General features: G+C 68.4%; 16 protein-coding genes. 8 read left to right on the top strand and 8 right to left on the bottom strand.

Features of this window, described 5'->3' with window-relative positions; genetic code table 11:
• Positions 1–44: 44 nt before the first annotated feature.
• From Q664_RS03070 to Q664_RS03055, 4 genes are all read right to left on the bottom strand, one after another.
• Complete coding sequence (locus Q664_RS03070; RefSeq protein ID WP_043389695.1) at positions 45–554, bottom strand: biotin/lipoyl-containing protein; 510 nt, start codon at positions 552–554, stop codon at positions 45–47.
• Between the two features lie 79 nt (positions 555–633).
• Entirely contained in the window at positions 634–2,148 is a 1,515-nt protein-coding gene (gene accC, locus Q664_RS03065) for an acetyl-CoA carboxylase biotin carboxylase subunit (RefSeq protein ID WP_043389694.1), read from the bottom strand.
• Between the two features lie 39 nt (positions 2,149–2,187).
• Complete coding sequence (locus tag Q664_RS03060; protein ID WP_043389693.1) at positions 2,188–2,811, bottom strand: hypothetical protein; 624 nt, start codon at positions 2,809–2,811, stop codon at positions 2,188–2,190.
• Between the two features lie 111 nt (positions 2,812–2,922).
• On the bottom strand, positions 2,923–4,485 hold the full coding sequence (locus Q664_RS03055; protein WP_043389692.1) for an acyl-CoA carboxylase subunit beta: 1,563 nt from the start codon (positions 4,483–4,485) through the stop codon (positions 2,923–2,925).
• A 212-nt stretch (positions 4,486–4,697) separates the two neighbouring features.
• On the opposite strand from Q664_RS03055, the gene sitA5 reads away from it, so the two are divergent.
• The 3 genes from sitA5 (at position 4,698) to Q664_RS03040 (ending at position 6,865) form a co-directional block, all read left to right on the top strand.
• On the top strand, positions 4,698–6,068 hold the full coding sequence (gene sitA5, locus Q664_RS55995) for a SitA5 family polymorphic toxin (protein WP_481954991.1): 1,371 nt from the start codon (positions 4,698–4,700) through the stop codon (positions 6,066–6,068).
• On the top strand, positions 6,065–6,436 hold the full coding sequence (locus Q664_RS03045; protein WP_052517604.1) for a hypothetical protein: 372 nt from the start codon (positions 6,065–6,067) through the stop codon (positions 6,434–6,436). The genes sitA5 and Q664_RS03045 overlap by 4 nt, the downstream gene beginning before the upstream one ends.
• Before the next feature lie 75 nt (positions 6,437–6,511).
• A complete protein-coding gene (locus Q664_RS03040; protein ID WP_235216530.1) occupies positions 6,512–6,865 on the top strand; it encodes a DUF2019 domain-containing protein in 354 nt (117 codons plus the stop codon).
• A gap of 51 nt (positions 6,866–6,916) precedes the next feature.
• On the opposite strand, the gene Q664_RS03035 is transcribed toward Q664_RS03040, so the two are convergent.
• The gene (locus tag Q664_RS03035) at positions 6,917–8,326 is read right to left on the bottom strand and encodes a hypothetical protein (RefSeq protein ID WP_043389689.1); all 1,410 of its coding nucleotides are present in this window, start codon (positions 8,324–8,326) and stop codon (positions 6,917–6,919) included.
• A gap of 183 nt (positions 8,327–8,509) precedes the next feature.
• On the opposite strand from Q664_RS03035, the gene Q664_RS03030 reads away from it, so the two are divergent.
• The gene (locus Q664_RS03030; RefSeq protein ID WP_043389687.1) at positions 8,510–10,642 is read left to right on the top strand and encodes a M3 family metallopeptidase; all 2,133 of its coding nucleotides are present in this window, start codon (positions 8,510–8,512) and stop codon (positions 10,640–10,642) included.
• Positions 10,643–10,656: 14 nt separating this feature from the next.
• Here Q664_RS03030 and Q664_RS03025 read toward each other — a convergent pair whose 3' ends face one another.
• Complete coding sequence (locus Q664_RS03025) at positions 10,657–11,076, bottom strand: hypothetical protein (protein WP_043389685.1); 420 nt, start codon at positions 11,074–11,076, stop codon at positions 10,657–10,659.
• A 60-nt stretch (positions 11,077–11,136) separates the two neighbouring features.
• Here Q664_RS03025 and Q664_RS03020 point away from each other — a divergent pair, with 60 nt between their 5' ends.
• A complete protein-coding gene (locus Q664_RS03020; RefSeq protein ID WP_043389684.1) occupies positions 11,137–11,691 on the top strand; it encodes a VUT family protein in 555 nt (184 codons plus the stop codon).
• Between the two features lie 10 nt (positions 11,692–11,701).
• Here Q664_RS03020 and Q664_RS03015 read toward each other — a convergent pair whose 3' ends face one another.
• The gene (locus tag Q664_RS03015) at positions 11,702–12,364 is read right to left on the bottom strand and encodes a hypothetical protein (protein WP_043389683.1); all 663 of its coding nucleotides are present in this window, start codon (positions 12,362–12,364) and stop codon (positions 11,702–11,704) included.
• A gap of 361 nt (positions 12,365–12,725) precedes the next feature.
• Here Q664_RS03015 and Q664_RS03010 point away from each other — a divergent pair, with 361 nt between their 5' ends.
• The gene (locus tag Q664_RS03010) at positions 12,726–13,169 is read left to right on the top strand and encodes a hypothetical protein (protein ID WP_160174321.1); all 444 of its coding nucleotides are present in this window, start codon (positions 12,726–12,728) and stop codon (positions 13,167–13,169) included.
• A gap of 1 nt (position 13,170) precedes the next feature.
• On the opposite strand, the gene surE is transcribed toward Q664_RS03010, so the two are convergent.
• Positions 13,171–14,133 (bottom strand): 5'/3'-nucleotidase SurE, encoded by a 963-nt coding sequence (gene surE / locus Q664_RS03005; protein WP_043389678.1) that lies wholly within the window; start codon positions 14,131–14,133, stop codon positions 13,171–13,173.
• Between the two features lie 210 nt (positions 14,134–14,343).
• Between surE and Q664_RS03000 the strand changes: the two genes are divergently transcribed.
• Positions 14,344–15,336, top strand: a complete 993-nt coding sequence (locus Q664_RS03000; RefSeq protein WP_043389676.1) for a 50S ribosomal protein L11 methyltransferase — start codon at positions 14,344–14,346, stop codon at positions 15,334–15,336.
• A 43-nt stretch (positions 15,337–15,379) separates the two neighbouring features.
• Positions 15,380–16,165 carry a hypothetical protein gene (locus tag Q664_RS02995; protein WP_235216529.1) on the top strand — a complete coding sequence of 262 codons (786 nt, stop codon included), beginning with the start codon at positions 15,380–15,382 and terminating at the stop codon, positions 16,163–16,165.

Here is a 16,165-nt window from a genome sequence, read left to right as displayed (position 1 = left end):
CCCCGCCCCTCTCCCAGAGGGAGAGGGAGCATGCGCAACCCGTCCTACTCGACCACCACGAGCTTCGCGTTGATCTCCACCGCGGTGCCCTCCTTGGCCGGCAGCTCCACCACTTTGCCGGCCTTGGGGCTCTTCAGCTCGTTCTCCATCTTCATGGCCTCGATGACCACCAGGCCCTGACCTTCCTTCACCTCGTCGCCCTGCTTCACGAGCACCTTCACCACCTTGCCGGGCATGGGGGCGGAGATGACCTGCTTGCCCTCCACCGAGAAGCCCGCCGTGGCCGCGCGCAGCCGCAGCCGCCGCTCGTCCGCCACGTCGATGCGCGTCACCTGACCCCGCACCGACACCTGCACCTCGTCGCCCTGCTCGTCGAACTCGACGCTGTAGGAGGTTCCATCCACCAGCATGGACACCGCGCCGTGGTCCAGCGCCAGCGCGTCCACCAGGAACGTCTTGCCGTTGTGCGTGAGCTTGAAGCGGTTCTCTCCGGCTGGCTCGATGTCCACCGGCACCGCTTCCTTCTGTCCCTGCAGCTTCGCGAAGTAACGCATGGAATTCGTCTCAGGTTGCACGGGGGGGGCGGTAGACCCTCACCCCGGCCCTCTCCCAGGGGGAGAGGGAGTTGACGGGTTAGCGCCCGCGGCGGCTCGCCAGCCGCCACGCCGAGATGCCGCCCTTGCCGCCCTCGGACGGCGCCTGGGTCAGCGTCTTCGCCTTCTTCTGATCCCTCTGGTACGCGTACACCACGCTCGCCAGCAGCGAGGCCTCCGTCAGTTGCGGATCCTCGCCCTTGCCTAGCAGCGTCTCGTGCTCGCGCGTGAGGAAGCTCGTGTCGTAGTCGCCCTCGACGAACTCCGGGTGCGAGAGGATCCCCTTCAGGTAGCGCACGTTGGTGGTGATGCCCTTCACCACGTACTCGGCCAGTGCGCGCTTGGCCCGCTCGATGGCCTCGCGCCGCGTGGGGGCCCACACGGACAGCTTGGAGATCATCGGGTCATACGTGTTGGGCACCGTGTACCCGGGGAACACGCCCGAGTCGTCGCGCAGGTACGGGCCTCCCGGCACGCGCAGGTAGTTGATGCGGCCCGGGCTCGGCATGAAGTTGCGCGCGGGGTCCTCCGCGTACACGCGCACCTCGATGGAGTGCCCGTTGGGCGTGGGCGCCTCGGTGTACGGGAGCTTCTCGCCCTCGGCGACCTTGATCTGCCAGGCCACCAGGTCCAGCCCCGTCACCCACTCCGTCACCGGGTGCTCCACCTGGAGGCGGGTGTTCATCTCCAGGAAGTAGAAGTTGCGGTGCACGTCCACGAGGAACTCCACCGTGCCCGCGCCCACGTAGCCCACGGCCTTGGCGGCCTTCACCGCCACCTCGCCCATCTTCGCCCGCAGCTCCGGGGTGAGGATGGGGCTGGGCGTCTCCTCCACCACCTTCTGGTGGCGCCGCTGCGCCGAGCACTCGCGCTCGTTGAGGTGGATGGTGTTGCCGTACTGGTCGGCGAACACCTGAATCTCCACGTGGTGCGGCTTCTCGAGGTACTTCTCGATGTAGACGGCGTCGTTGCCGAAGGCATTCATCGCCTCGCTCTTGGCGGCGCGCCACGAGGACTCGAAGTCCTCCATCCGCTCCACCTTGCGCATGCCCTTGCCGCCACCGCCGCCGGCCGCCTTGAGCATCACCGGCACGCCAATCTTCTCGGCGTAGGCGCGGGCCTCCTCGACGGTGGCGATGGGCTCGGCGGTGCCGGGGACGACGGGCACCCCGGCCTTGATCATGTTCTGGCGGGCGCGCGTCTTCTCGCCCATGGCGTCCATGGCGCTGGCGGGCGGGCCGATGAAGGTGATGCCGGCCTTCTCGCACGCGCGCACGAAGGACGCGTTCTCCGAGAGGAAGCCGTAGCCGGGGTGGATGGCGTCCGCGCCGGCCTTCTTGGCGGCCTCCAGAATCCGCTCCTGCACGAGGTAGCTCTCGCGCGAGGGCGGGGGGCCCACCAGGAAGGCCTGGTCAGCGGTACGGACGTGCAGGGCGGAGCGGTCCGCCTCGGAATAGACCGCCACCGTGGCGATGCCGAGCTCCTTGCAGGTGCGCATCACCCGGACGGCGATCTCGCCGCGGTTGGCGACGAGGATTTTGCGGATCTTGGCCATGGGCGCTCCCTTTAGCACAGGGGAGCGCGGGCCCAGCCACTACTTGCGGTTGCTGAGGTACTGCTCCATCAGCCGGCGCGCCTCGGACAGCTTGGCGTCGACGAAACGGTCATCCTCGTCCGGCTCGGGCGGGGGAGGCGGCTGCTCCTGGCGGCGCGACTTGCCGGTGGGGGCCGGGGCGTGGGGGTCGTCGTTGCCGAAGTCCACCGCGGCGGCCAGCAGGTTGCGAGCGGTCGCCCCGCCGTCGAGCAGGCGGCCGAGCAGGGGCGCCTCGATGCCCAGCCAGCGCGCCGTCTGACGCACCACGTCGATGTACTCGCCCTCCAGGGAGCGGGAGGGGCGGCCGGGCTCGCTCAGGGAAGCGCGGCCATAGCTGCCGGCCTTGTCGGTGTAGAGGCCCACGGCCTGATCGCGGAAGTCACGGGCCACGGAGCGGACGAGCGAGTCGAGGTGATCCTCGGGGACGGCCTTGCCGCCGGAGGGGACCAGCTTCAGCTCGGCCACGCGCCAGCCGGCATCGGCGAGCGAGGTGGCGGACTCGACCCAGCGGACCTCCGGCGGAGGGACGTTGGCGGCCTCACAGGCCCGGGTGAGCGTCTGGCGCAGGGCGGCGAGGTTGCCTTCGATATCGGCGAGGAAGAGGACGAGGCGGGGTTGAGACAAAAGGGGCTCCTGTATGTGGTGCGTCCCTTCAAAGCCTGAACGCCCCCCCTAAAATTTCCCAGGGAGGCGTTCCACTGTTTCTCGGTGCGAGCCGCCTGCTTGTCTGCCTGCTTACAGCGGGATGTTGCCGTGCTTGCGCGGCGGGTTCTCCTGGCGCTTGTTCTTGAGCATCTCCAGGGCCCGGATGATCTTCGCGCGCGTCTCCTCGGGGCGGATGACCTCGTCGATGTAGCCGAGCTCGGCCGCCTTGAAGGGGTTGGCGAACTTCTCGCGGTACTCGTTCACCAGCCGGGTGCGCTCGGAGTTGGCGTCCTTGGCCTTGAGCAGCTCGTTGCGGAAGATGATGTTGACCGCGCCCTCGGGGCCCATGACGGCGATTTCCGCCGTGGGGTAGGCGTAGTTGATGTCCGCGCGGATGTGCTTGGAGGCCATCACGTCGTAGGCGCCGCCGTAGGCCTTGCGGGTGATGAGGGTGATTTTGGGGACGGTGGCCTCGGCGAAGGCGTAGAGCAGCTTGGCGCCGTGGGTGATGATGCCGCCCCACTCCTGGTCGGTGCCGGGCAGGAAGCCGGGCACGTCCACCAGGGTGATGAGGGGGATGTTGAAGCAGTCGCAGAAGCGCACGAAGCGCGCGGCCTTCACGCTCGCGTCGATGTCCAGGCAGCCCGCGAGCACCGCCGGCTGGTTGGCCACGATGCCCACCGACTTGCCGTTCATGCGGGCGAAGCCGATGACCATGTTCTTGGCGAAGTGCTCCTGCACCTCGAAGAAGTGCTTGTTGTCCACGACAGCGCGGATGATCTCCTTGATGTCGTAGGGCTTGTTCGGGTTGCTGGGGACGACCGTCTTGAGGCCCTCGTCGGCGCGGAACGGGTCGTCATCGCACGGCTGGACGGGCGGGTCCTCCTGGTTGTTGGAGGGGATGAAGGAGAGGAGCTCGCGCGTCATGAGGATGGCGCTCTGCTCGTTCTCCGCGGCGAAGTGGGCCACGCCGGACTTCTGGTTGTGCGCCAGCGCGCCGCCCAGGTCCTCCTTGGTCACCTCCTGGTGCGTCACCGTCTTGATGACGTCCGGGCCGGTGATGAACATGTAGGAGGTGTCCTTCACCATCATGATGAAGTCGGTGATGGCGGGCGAGTACACCGCGCCGCCCGCGCACGGGCCCAGGATGAGGGAGATTTGCGGCACCACGCCGGAGGCGAGGGTGTTGCGCAGGAAGATGTCGGCGTAGCCGGCGAGGCTCTCGACGCCCTCCTGGATGCGGGCGCCGCCCGAGTCGTTGAGGCCGATGACGGGAGCGCCCACGCGCATGGCCATGTCCATGATCTTGCAGATCTTCTGGGCATAGGCGCCGGAGAGCGATCCGCCGAAGACGGTGAAGTCCTGGGCGAAGACGAAGACCTGGCGGCCCTCGACGGTGCCGTAGCCGGTGACGACGCCGTCGCCGAGGATCTTCTTGTCACCCATGCCGAAGTCGTTGCTGCGGTGGGTGACGAACTTGTCCATCTCCGTGAAGGAGCCGGGGTCGAGCAGCAGGTCGATGCGCTCGCGAGCGGTGAGCTTGCCGGCCTCGTGCTGCTTGGCGATGCGGTCAGCGCCACCGCCCAGCTCGGCCTGCTTCTCCATGTCCTGCAGCCGGGCGCGAAGGGGATCCTTTTCCGTGGTTCCGTCCATGGGCCGCGCATCTAGCACGATTGGACCCAGGAGGGGGACCAACGGCGTTGGCTCGGGCAGGCCCTGCACGGTGAGGGATGAGCCTCGCTTCTGGACGTCCCGAGGAGATGTGGGGGAATGTGTGTGACGTCTGGGGATGCCTGGAAGTGACGCGTGCTCGTACCCCTCGCTTCTTCCCGTTGCCTCTGGCGCGCAGCAGCATTGGCGGTGGCATGACCCTTCGCGTCATCAGTAGTCGAGTGCTTCGAGATATCTGGCGGTGCGCCGGTCTGGGCGTCCTGGCGCTGGTGGCGAGTGTGTTGCTGGTGGGATGTGCCACGGCGGCACCGGCCATGAGCGAAGCGACAGTGGATGGGGAGGCACGGGTCTTCGCCTCCCTGCCCACGGACTTCGCGCCGGTGCAGGTGGGGGATGCCGAGTTCTCGGCTGCCATGGCGGGCCTGGTGTTGGAGATGCCCCTGCGGGTGGCTCCTGCTTCCGTGCCCATGCGGCCGGGTCACAGGTACGCGCTGGTTTCCGGCGCTCGGGTGGGTCAGCGGTGTCGGCCGGAACTGGCCACGTCCTACGGTCGCTTCTGCGAACGGCGTGGCACTCCGGGTGACTGTCTCTCCCTCTTCGAGGACGGTTCGTGCCTGCAAGATGACGACAAACGCCGCATCGCGCTGGCGCTGGCCGTGGAGCCGGCTCTGGCGGGCGTGAACGCGGAGTTGCGGAGCATGCTCGACCCCACGCGTGTGGCGGCCATGGCGAGCATCACCATCACGGCCTACATGGCGCTGCTGGTGGCACCAGAGCCGGTCAGTAAGGGGGTTGCCACGGCTTTCGCCGTCCTGATGTGGAGTTACCTGGGGACGGAGATGTGGGGGCTCATCGAGGGCTGGATGGAGCTCTCGGAGGAGTCCGCGCGGGCGACCACCTTCGCGGAGTTGCGCGAAGTGGGCGAACGGTTCGGTCGGCGCATCGGGCCCAACAGTGTGCGCATCCTGGTCATGGTGGGCACGGCGGCGGTGGGTGAAACGGCCGCGCTGCTGTCCAGGGCACCGAGTCTGCCAGGGTTCGCACAGGCCTCAATCAGAGGGACGCAGCAGGGGGGTGTGCGAGTACTCGCGGCAGCGTCTGATACGGAGAAGGTCATCGTCTCGGTGGCCGAGGGCACCATCCGCGTCGTTTTACCGGCCAATGCCATGGCGATGTCCGGTGGCGGGTCGAGCCAGACGCGCTCACCGAGCAAGGCGGATAAGAGCAGCAAGGAGGGCACCCCTCTTCCCAACGGGCATCGGGCCTTCAAATCCTACAAGGAGTTCAAGGACTACATGGGGAAGGCGGGAGAGGGAAAGCAGTGGCACCACATCATCGAGCAGCATCAAGGCAACGTAGATCGATTTGGTCACGAAGCTCTTCACAACACCGAGAACGTGATTGCCATCGATAAAAACGTACATGAGCAGATCAGCGCGTTCTATTCGTCCAAGCAAAAAGCTTCGGGGGGAATGGTGGTTCGTGAGTGGCTGCGCACGCAATCCTACGAAAAACAAAGGGCCTTTGGTATGGAAGCCTTGAGGTTGTTTGGAGTCGTTCTATGAAAAAGGCACAGCTGAAGACCCTCTCGACGGAACGTCTGGTTGAGGAGTTTGGAATCCTCTCGGCTGGTCACGGGCGTGACATTGAAGGGGCGAAACCCAAGGCGGCTAATCGCAAGTTCGAAGTTCTGGTGGAAATCCAGAGGGAGTTGCGGAGTCGCGGTGTCGAGGCTCAACGGCAGGTGCTGCGACTGATGAGTGATGCAGAGCAAGGAACTCGCTACTGGGTTTCTTCATTCGCGCTGGAGTTCGCCCCTGATGAAGCAGAGCGGGTGCTTGCCGAACTCGCAACAATCCCCAGAAGTCTGGTGGGTTTTACCGCGGAGTGGACATTGAAGGAGTGGAAGGCTGGTACCTTCAAGAACGATTGAGGCGCAGTGGGTAGCATTCGGATGGCGGAGAATCGGTGTGCTGTCGAACCATCGAGGACGTAAGACGGGGATTTGGTGAACGAGTTCGAAGAACTTGTCGAGGAGTTCGCGCGGAACGTGACCGCGCAGACCGATGCCATCTTCCGAGGAGACGCCAGGACTGGCAACAAGCACGCGGACCGGTACATTGCCGCGTTCAAGAAACTACGTGCTCACGGTGATGCCGGGCGAAATGCGCTCGCCACGCTGTTCACACACCCCAATATGGACGTGAGGACCACGGCAGCTGCTTTCCTCCTGCGCTACCGGACAGCGGAAGCCAAAGCGATTTTGGAGGAAGCGGCCAAGGGAGAGGGGGTGGTCGCGTTTGAGTCTGAAGAAGCGTTGAAGCGGTGGGAGGAAGGAACCTGGGCACTTGACCCTGAGTAGATAGGGCTCGCCCGTGAAAAAGGCGCAGTGGTGCGCGTTCCGGCGCAATCCTCAAGGCGCGGCGGGCAGCGTCCAGAGGGTGGAGAACCGGTGGGCCCCGCCGGTGCTGTCGAGCCAGCCGGAGATGCGCTCGCTCCGGGCCAGCAGTGGCCCCAGTTCCAGCCCCACGGTGAAGAGGCCCGCGAGCTGCTGGTCGGAGACGACGTCCATCAGTGACACCTGGTTCAACCCGCTCGCCAGCCGCTTCGGGTCCACGGTGAAGTCCACCGCGTGCGGCAGCTTCGCGCCTGTCCGCGGCACCGCCCCCAGGAGCGATTGGACCACCGCCTCGTCATTGCCCATCACGAGCTGCTTGCCCTTGAGCCGGACGAAGAGGGTGCCTCCCTTCACGTCCAGCGCGTACCCGTCCTCCAGTGCCTTCGCGCCGGGGAACTTCGCCACCGGAGCGAGCGCGGCCTTCATCGCCGCCGCATCCGTCACCTCGGCGGCGACCGCCTGACGCGGGGCGAAGAAGCGGCCCTCGGGCGTGCGCAGGTTGGGACGCGACCTCACGCTGTCCACCACCACCAGCACGTTGCCGGTGAGGCGCTCGGACACCGCCTGGGCCACCGAGGACACCCCGGCCGGAGGACACGCGGGGCATGCCCGCTGGACGAGTGCTCGCACGCTGCCCACCGCCTGGCCCACCCCGGCCGGCGCCACCTTCGCCCGCGAGAAGAGCATCCCCTCGGGCTTCATCATTCCGTAGGGGCTCGTCCCCGTCGTCTGGAAGGGCGGCAGCGGAAGCTGCGTGGCCGTCCCCTCCAGCCTCAGCCCGGTGGCGCTGCCCTCCATGCCCACCACCATGCCGCGCCCGGGCAGGAGCACGTAGACGCTTCCAGGAAGCTGCCCCAACCGCGCGTCAGGCTTGGGGGCCTTGCCCACCAGCCGTGAGGCTTCCTTCACCATCGCCGCTCCCTGCCCATCATCGGCGTAGCCCCCGCCCGTCGTCGCGAAGGCGCACGCCTCCTGGCCCTTGAGCGCATAGCCCGCATGTCCACCGGACTCGCGTGGGATGCTCACCGTGGTGACTCCCCCCGAGGTCGTGGGCTTCACCTCCGTCTTGCCGCTCCCGGAGACCAGCACCCCGGCGGCCTTCTCCTGGAAGAGCTTCGGGTCCTTCAACCGCGTGCAGGAGATGCGGCCATTGGCGCGCAGCGAGACGGTCATGGGGCCGGAGGGGTCGATGCCCACGCCAGCGAGGGCCTCCGGCTGGCTGGGGTCCAGCGAGAGCCAGGGGTGGAGCTCCGCATACCAGACGATGGGCCGCAACAAGGCGGCATGCTGTCCCGCCCGGTCCAGGAAGGCGGTGACACCCTGGATCGCGTCCAGCCGTGGAATATGGACGATGGTTCCCGAGGAGTTGGCGGCGCGGGGCGCGGGGGCGGCGGCGAGCGAGGCCGCGAGCACGAGGGAGAGCATGGTCCCCCGTGAGTGCAGTGGCCCCCGAGCCCTGTCAAGGTGAAGTCCCGGGCCCTGTCTGTTCCCCTCCAACCTCCCGTTGGGCCTCCAGGGGGCAGGGGACGTGCACTCCCTGACTGCCCGCCGGGCATCCCCTTCGTGATTGCTGCCAATCGCCAGCGCCTGCCCTAACGTCAGCGGGTGATGACTGCGACCATTGCCGACAATCCGCTGCTTCAGAACGAAGGACTCCCGAAGTTCGACCGCATCCGCTCCGAGCATGTCGAGCCGGCCATCCGCGAGCTGCTGACGCGCCTGAACGCCGACCTCGATGCGCTCGAGCGCGACGTCCAGCCCACGTGGGAGGGCTCGGTGGAGCGCCTGTCCGCCATCACCGAGCCGCTCGGCTTCGCGTGGGGCGTCGTGAACCACCTCATGAGCGTGCAGAACAGCCCGGAGCTGCGCCAGGCCCACTCCGCCGTCGAGGGCGACGTCGTCGAGACCTTCATGCGCATCGGGCAGAGCATTCCCCTCTACCGGGCACTCAAGGCCCTGCGCGAGGGGCCGGACTGGAAGAAGCTCGACCCCGCCCAGCACCGTGTCATCGACGCCTCCATCCGCGATGCCGAGCTGTCCGGCGTGGGCCTGGAGGGCGAGGCCCGCGAGCGTTTCCAGGACATCGAGCGCGAGTCGGCCGAGCTGTCCACCCGCTTCACCAACAACGTCATCGACTCCAACAAGGCCTGGTCCATGACGCTCACCCGGCCCGAGGAGGTGGAGGGCCTGCCTCCCAGCGCGCTCGCCATGGCCGCCCAGATGGCGATGCAGGACCTGCCCGAGGGAGCCCCCGAGCCCACCCCCGAGAAGGGTCCCTGGCGCATCACCCTCGATGCCCCCAGCTACGTGCCCTTCCTCGAGCACTCGCGCCGCCCGGAGCTGCGCGAGAAGCTCTACCGCGCCTTCGTCACCCGCGCCTCCTCCGGAGACTCGGACAACGGCCCCCTCATCGAGCGCATCCTCTTCCTTCGCAAGGAGAAGGCCCGCCTGCTCGGCTACTCCTCGTACGCCGAGGTGAGCCTCGCGGCCAAGATGGCGCCCGGCGTGCAGGCCGTCGAGAAGCTGCTCGGTGAGCTGCGTGACGCCTCCCGCTCGCGCGCCCGCGCCGAGAACACCGAGCTCACCGAGTACGCCCGCCGCAAGACGGGCAATGCCTCGCTCGAGCTGAAGCTGTGGGACGTGCCCTTCTGGGCCGAGCGTCTGCGCGAGGAGCGCTACGCCTATACCGACGAGGAGCTCCGGCCGTACTTCGCGCTCCCCCGTGTGCTGGAGGGTCTGTTCGACACCGCGAAGCGGCTCTTCGGCATCTCCGTGCGTGCCGCCAACGGCGAGGTCCCCGTGTGGGACCCGAGCGTCCAGTTCTTCCGCGTGGCCGACGAGTCCGGCAAGGACATCGCCGCCTTCTATCTGGACCCCTACAGCCGCCCGGCCACCAAGCGCGGCGGGGCGTGGATGAACAACGTGCTCGACCGCAAGCGCAAGCCGGACGGGAGCCTGCGGCTGCCGGTGGCCTACCTCGTCTGCAACAACACGCCGCCCGTGGGCAAACAGCCCGCGCTCCTCACCTTCCGCGAGGTGGAGACGCTCTTCCACGAGTTCGGCCACGGCCTGCAGCACATGCTCACCCGCGTGGACTTCCCCGAGGCCGCCGGTCTCAACAACATCGAGTGGGACGCCGTGGAGCTGCCCAGCCAGTTCATGGAGAACTGGTGCTTCCACGAGGAGACGCTCTCCCGGCTCGCCCGCCACGTGGACACCGGCGAGCCGCTGCCCAAGTCCCTGCAGGACAAGATTCGCGCCGGCCGCATCTACCGCGCCGCCTCCATGTCCCTGCGCCAGGTGTACTTCGCCACGCTGGACCTGGAGCTGCACCACCGCTACCAGCCCGGTGGTGACGGGCAGGCCGGATTCCTCGAGACGCAGAAGCGCGTGGCCCGGGAGAACACCGTCCTCACGCCCCTGCCGGAGGACCGCTTCCTCTGCTCCTTCTCCCACATCTTCGCGGGCGGTTACGCCGCGGGCTACTACAGCTACAAGTGGGCCGAGGTGCTCTCCGCGGATGCCTTCTCCGCCTTCGAGGAGGCCGGGCTGTCCGACGCGCAGGCGCTGTCCCGTACCGGCCGGCGCTTCCGTGACACGGTGCTCGCGCTCGGTGGCAGCCGCCACCCGCTGGAGGTATTCCAGGAGTTCCGCGGCCGCGCTCCCAGCACCCAGCCCCTGCTCAAGCAGACGGGCCTGCTGGAGACCCAGGAGCTCGAGTCCACGGCGCCGATGATGTAGCGCGCCTCGGCCGTTCAGTCCTTGCCGGCCTGGGTGAGCCCCGCCTCCTGGAGGCGCTCGGCCGCCCAGGCCTCCGCGGCCGTCAGGTGCGGGAAGGTGGCCAGTGGAACGGGCAGCGGTTTGAAGAACAGGATGGCGCTGAGCGACAGCCGGACGATGGGCGACACGAGGATGATGGCCGTGCCCACCACGAGCCCTCGCAGGGCGACTTCGTGCTGCTCGAACCACTCCACCTGGCGCCATCGCTGCTCGATGGGCACCAGGCCGATCCGGCTCAGGTCCACGAGGAGGAAGAACCGCTCCCCGCGTCCCAGGTAGCCAGCCAAGGTGTCGAGACACTCCTCCTGCCCATGGGCGGGAAGCGTTCCCGGGAACCAGAGGTGCAGCAGGGGCCAGCGCGAATCATCGAAGCTGGCCCTGTCGAAAGCGGGCATGGCCCCATTCTGACAGCCCCCAGGAAACGTGCTATTCCGCCCGCCCCGGTGGAGGCGGCAATGGAGCAGCGTCGAGTCGAGGGGTTCATCTATCTGGCGGGTTTCGGGGCCTCGATTCCGCTGTCCAACTGGATGATTGGCCATGTGGGCGTGGTGTGCCCGGACAACGGGCCCTGCCTGCTGCCCGTGGGCCCGGGCCTGCTCGCCCCCAGCGGCGTCCTCGTCGTGGGCATCGCCTTCGTGCTGCGCGACCTGGTGCAGCGCCGCCTGGGCAAGGGCTGGACGCTGCTGGCCATCGCCCTGGGCGCGCTGCTGTCGGCCGTGCTCGCCCCTCCGCCGCTCGTCGTCGCCTCGAGCGCCGCCTTCGCCATCTCCGAGCTGGCCGACTTCGCCGTCTACACGCCCCTGCAGCGGCGCGGCCTCGTGCTGGCCGTGCTCGCCAGCAGCCTCGTGGGCCTCGTCGTGGACAGCCTCCTCTTCCTCCAGCTCGCCTTCGGCCGTCTCGACTTCCTCGCGGGGCAGGTGGTGGGCAAGGCGTGGATGGTGCTGCTGTCCCTGCCCCTCGTCGCCTGGCTGCGGCGCCGGGACGAGCGGCTCGGCATCCAGCCGGCGTGAGTCCTCGCGCTCAGGAGACGCCTTCGTCCCGGTAGCGCCCGGCGGACTCCTCCTTCACCGCCGCCAGGGCGATGGTGTCCGCTGCCCGGCGGGCCTCCTCGGGAGATGGCGCCGCGCGGGTGAAGTCCGCCAGGGCCTCGTGCAGGGCCTGCTCCAGGCGCTCGGTCCGGCGGATGCCTTGTGACTCCAACAGCCAGCCCAGGCCCAGGTGGGCATGGGGGGGCCAGGCCTCCTCTTCGCCATGGGCCTCCGAGGTGAGCTCGAGGACCCGCCGCACCGCGTCCGACAGCACGGCCGCGCGATCCTCGTCGTCCGGCGGCAGCGCCACGGAGCGGAAGTACGTGTCGAGCGTGCACAGCCACTCGTGCGCCACGCCGAGCGTGGAGAGGATGCGCTCGATGTGTCCCTCCACGCCCGGCTCGGACGGCGCGCCCTGGGGGAGGTCTCCGTGGAAGCCGTGGGTGTACCAGGCCCCGGCGTGCTCGGAGAGCAGGGCGTCCACGCCCTCGAGGAGCGCGCGGCGCGAGCGTTCGTCGGCGTGGCGGGGGCCGGAGGCGAGACGTGGGGCGAGGTACTCCCGGAGGCGGGCCGCGAGCTGCGCGGGCCTGAAGTCATCGAGGCTCTCGCGGATGAGCGCCCAGGTGTCCTCACCCCTGTGCTTCTTCCTGCTCATGGCGCCTCCCCACCGGAGACCCGTCTCGCGTCACCGTGCCGCGAGCCGGACGAAACGCGCGTAGCGCAGCACATCCCCGGGGCCTTGGGGAGGAAGATCATCGTGGCGAGTAGCGCAGTGTGCAGCGGACGCGCCAGGTCTCGGGGACACGGGGCGCCGCCACCTGGCTCCCCGCACTCCCCGAGCACGCCGGAATTCAGTGCGTGTTGGAGGCACATCTTTCCGTCTGAAGCGCGCCATGAAGCAAGGTGAACGCTCTTGCCGCGAGAGCCGCTCCGAGGAATGTCGTTCCTGTGGATAGAATCGAGCCGTCATGCCCGTGCCACCCAAGCCAGGTCTTCATGTCACCCACCGCGCGTCCATGACACGAGCGGCCCTGGAGAGCCTCAAGGCTCCGCCGCTGGCAAGCTGCCTGGTGTTCATCAAGCATCCCGAGCATGGCGATGAATTCAACGGCAAGGCGCTGTGCGATCAGATCCGCCAGCTGCTCAAGAACCAGCCGGGCACCTTCTGCTTCTTCCACGATGGCACCGGCATGGTGAACGCGCGCATCGGTTACGCGAGCGCGTTCAAGGAGCTCGACCGTGAGCTGGCGGAGCGGACGACGGAGGTGGTGTGCGCCATCCCCGGCCCCATCCCGCGGATGATGCTCTACACGGTCGCGACGATCTCCGAGAAGCCCTGGGCCATCTTCCGCACCCGGCCCGAGGCCGAGCTGCACATGCGGATGCGCGGCTATGATGCCGCCGATTACACCCAGCCCCTCGAGGGGATGTTGAAGCTGAAGGTGCTGGGCCGCTTCTGAGTCACGGGCGGCGCAACCGCGACTTCAGCCAGCCCTGGCCCGGACGCGCCGAGCCGTCCACGGAGAGCGGCGTGATGGAGATGGCACCCTGCTCCAACGCCGTGGTGTCGGCGTCCCTCTCGGTCTCGGGGGCGCACTGGATGTCGAGCCCGCAGATGTGCCCCGCGGCGAGGTAGATGCCGTTCGCGTCGACCGGGTAGTAGCGCGCGCGGACCACTTCACCGTGCCCCACGGACGTCACGCGCGGAGACTGCACGAGCGCCGGATCGAACTTCCCCTCGGCATCGAGCACGACGGGGTAGTTGACGTTGAGGGCGACACGGTCGGGCAGCAGCGGCTCTCCAGGCCGCGCCGTGTCTCGCAGCTGGGCGATCAGCTCCCTGACGAAGGCCGCGGCATGGGGCGCCGCCGCGCCGGTCTGCGAGAAGCCCGTGCTCGCGTCCTGCATGTGGATGGAGATGCTCACGGCCATGGCGGGCACTCCCTCCTCCGCGGCGGTGACGGCCGCGCCGACGGTGCCCGAGTGGTTCACCGCGCGCCCCACGTTCTGGCCGGAGTTCATGCCCGAGATGACCAGGTCCGGAGGCACGTCCCCCAGCACCGCCGACAGGCCGAAGAGCACGGAGTCGGAGGGCATGCCCGTGACGGCCCAGGCTTCACGGGTCGTGCCGCCGCACGAGAACTCGGAGCGCGTGGCCCGGAGGTACACGTTGAGGCTGAGCGCGCCGCTGCTGCCGCTGCGGTCGGTGGCGGGCGCCACGACGGTCACCTGGTGGCCGGCGGCGCACAGCGTGTCGCGCAGCAGGCGCAGCCCGGACCCGTTGATGCCGTCGTCGCTGGTGAGGAGGAGCCGCAGCGGCCGCTCCGTGGCGGGCGAGGCGGACTCGGGAGCGGCGTGGGCTTCCGTTCCCGCTCCGATGAACGAGGCCAGGAGGAACAGACCCAGGGGGCGAGGGGCGCGCATGGATGACCTGTGGGTGCTTCGAGTGTGGGGTTCTCGAAAGGGAGAACGGAGACACCCCGGGAAAGTCGCGAGTGTTCATCCGCGAAAAGTCTCTCCGTCTTGAGCGGGACAGCGGCGGCGCCGGCCCTTTTCCAGTGCCCTGCCTTCCATGTATTCAGGAGTTTCCTGCTGTAAGGGCCGGAAACCGGCGCCATGCGCCTGGGGGGAAATATGGCGAACCTGAGAGACCTGCCGCGTCAGGCCTGGGGTGACCTGCAGTCGAGGCTGCGCCACCTGCCGTTGATGGGGACGTTGCGCAACATGCTCGTGGAGGCGCCGGAGTTGTCCAGCCCGACGCCCCGTGACTCGGGGCTGGTGGACGTCGAGCGCGTGGAGGCGTACCAGCGCGCCATCGAGCGCTACGTGAAGCCGGGCCAGGTGGTGGTGGACGTGGGCACGGGCACCGGCTTACGGGCCCTGCTCGCCTCGAAACGCGGCCCGCGCAAGCTGTACGCGGTGGATGCCTCGCGCAACCTGGACACGGCGCGCTGGGTGGCCCGGCGCAACGGGCTGTCGGACATCGCGTTCGTGCGCAAGGACAGCTCGCGCTTCCGCCCCGCGGAGCGGGTGGACGTGCTGCTGCACGAGCAGCTCGGGGACGCGCTCTTCGACGCGGGGCTGATTCCGAAGTTGCTGGGCCTGAGAGACAGGCTGCTGGTGAATGGCGGCCGCATCCTCCCCAACCGCTTCGAGGTCTTCCTCGAGCCGGTGCAACTGCGCGAGGAGGCGCGCCTGCCCTTCATCTGGAACCAGCGCCTGCCGGACGTGGACTTCAGCTGCATGCAGGTGCTGCGGGACACGCTGAGCCCCGCGTACTTCACCCGCTTCGTCCGGCCGCAGGACGTGGAGCGGCTGCTGTGCCACCCGGAGCCGGCCTTCGCGCTGGACCTGGAGACGCTGCGGGCGGGCTCGTTGCCCCACCGCCTGCGCCTGGAGCGGCCGGTGGTGCACGAGGGCCGCGTGGACGGCCTGTGCCTCTTCTACCGGGCCCGCTTCGACTCCGAGCTGTCCTTCGACACCTTCCCCGAGCGCCGGCAGGCGTGTACTCCGGTGCTCCTGCTGCGGACGGATCCGCGGGACTTTGCCCGTTACGAGACGATCCGCCTGGAGATGTCGTTGCCGGAGCTGTCGGACATCACCACATGGCGGTGGAGCTTCCTGTGAGGGTACCCGCCTGCGTGTCTTCGGTTCCGTCGTCCTCGCCCTGTTGTTGACCTCGTCCGCTGGTGCACAGGCCCCCGGGGGCTCGGGGGCCCAGGGCGGGGCGCGCACCCTGGCCGGCCGTTGCGGCTCGGCCAACTGGGTGTGTGTGGCGCAATGCATCGATGTGTCGTGTGTGGACCGGTGCCTGGCCGAGGGCTGTGAGAAGGCGCTGGGGGCGCTCGCGCGGTGCGCCGCGAAGTCCGGCTGCGGCCCGGATGACTCGGACTGCGTGTCACGCGTGTGTGGCAAGCAGTGCGGGCGCACCTTCGAGCCCGCGCCGCCCAGCCCCGAGAAGGAGATTCCGGACCCGTGCGCGGACGCCTCGGTGGGGGCGGGGACGGTGCCCAAGGAGGTGGTGGGCCGCTGGTCCCTGGAGGCGGCGAGCATCCGCCCCGAGGAGAAGGCGCGCATCGTCGGACAGGAGAACACGGACGCGAAGCCTCGCCCGGACTACGCGCGCTCGCTGGTGGTGACGCCCGGGGGGTGTTTCCTCATGCGGATGAAGCTGGAGGACGCCACGCTGGGCCGGGGCAATGCGCTGGAGATCCGCTCCTGGGGCGCCTTCCAGGTGAACGAGAAGGACGACGTCGTGGAGCTGCGGACGAAGTCCGGGCAGGCGGTGGGGCCGGTGTGCGGCAAGCCGCGCGTCATCGGCCTGTCCAAGGGGAAGTTCCAGCCGTCCACGTACACGTATGAGGTGGCGGGGGACACGCTCGTCCTCACCGCGAAGACGCCCTCGCAGCAGACGTTCCAGTTCCGGCGACAGACAGAGGAACAGCAGGCAGAGTAG

The sequence above is a fragment of the Archangium violaceum Cb vi76 genome (genome assembly GCF_000733295.1).
Classification (GTDB): domain Bacteria; phylum Myxococcota; class Myxococcia; order Myxococcales; family Myxococcaceae; genus Archangium; species Archangium violaceum.
The sequence above is the reverse complement of the archived record's forward strand: the minus strand, read 5'-3'. Positions and strand labels throughout refer to the sequence as shown.

What these genes read in the sequence shown, in the direction of transcription:
- accC (WP_043389694.1), bottom strand. Translation starts at nt 2,148, where the DNA reads ATGGCCAAGATCCGCAAAATCCTCGTCGCCAACCGCGGCGAGATCGCC.
- Q664_RS03055 (WP_043389692.1), bottom strand. Translation starts at nt 4,485, where the DNA reads ATGGACGGAACCACGGAAAAGGATCCCCTTCGCGCCCGGCTGCAGGAC.
- Q664_RS03025 (WP_043389685.1), bottom strand. Translation starts at nt 11,076, where the DNA reads ATGCCCGCTTTCGACAGGGCCAGCTTCGATGATTCGCGCTGGCCCCTG.
- Q664_RS03070 (WP_043389695.1), bottom strand. Translation starts at nt 554, where the DNA reads ATGCGTTACTTCGCGAAGCTGCAGGGACAGAAGGAAGCGGTGCCGGTG.
- Q664_RS03015 (WP_043389683.1), bottom strand. Translation starts at nt 12,364, where the DNA reads ATGAGCAGGAAGAAGCACAGGGGTGAGGACACCTGGGCGCTCATCCGC.
- surE (WP_043389678.1), bottom strand. Translation starts at nt 14,133, where the DNA reads ATGCGCGCCCCTCGCCCCCTGGGTCTGTTCCTCCTGGCCTCGTTCATC.
- Q664_RS03035 (WP_043389689.1), bottom strand. Translation starts at nt 8,326, where the DNA reads ATGCTCTCCCTCGTGCTCGCGGCCTCGCTCGCCGCCGCCCCCGCGCCC.
- Q664_RS03045 (WP_052517604.1), top strand. Translation starts at nt 6,065, where the DNA reads ATGAAAAAGGCACAGCTGAAGACCCTCTCGACGGAACGTCTGGTTGAG.
- Q664_RS03030 (WP_043389687.1), top strand. Translation starts at nt 8,510, where the DNA reads ATGACTGCGACCATTGCCGACAATCCGCTGCTTCAGAACGAAGGACTC.
- sitA5 (WP_481954991.1), top strand. Translation starts at nt 4,698, where the DNA reads ATGACCCTTCGCGTCATCAGTAGTCGAGTGCTTCGAGATATCTGGCGG.
- Q664_RS03000 (WP_043389676.1), top strand. Translation starts at nt 14,344, where the DNA reads ATGGCGAACCTGAGAGACCTGCCGCGTCAGGCCTGGGGTGACCTGCAG.
- Q664_RS03010 (WP_160174321.1), top strand. Translation starts at nt 12,726, where the DNA reads ATGACACGAGCGGCCCTGGAGAGCCTCAAGGCTCCGCCGCTGGCAAGC.
- Q664_RS03020 (WP_043389684.1), top strand. Translation starts at nt 11,137, where the DNA reads ATGGAGCAGCGTCGAGTCGAGGGGTTCATCTATCTGGCGGGTTTCGGG.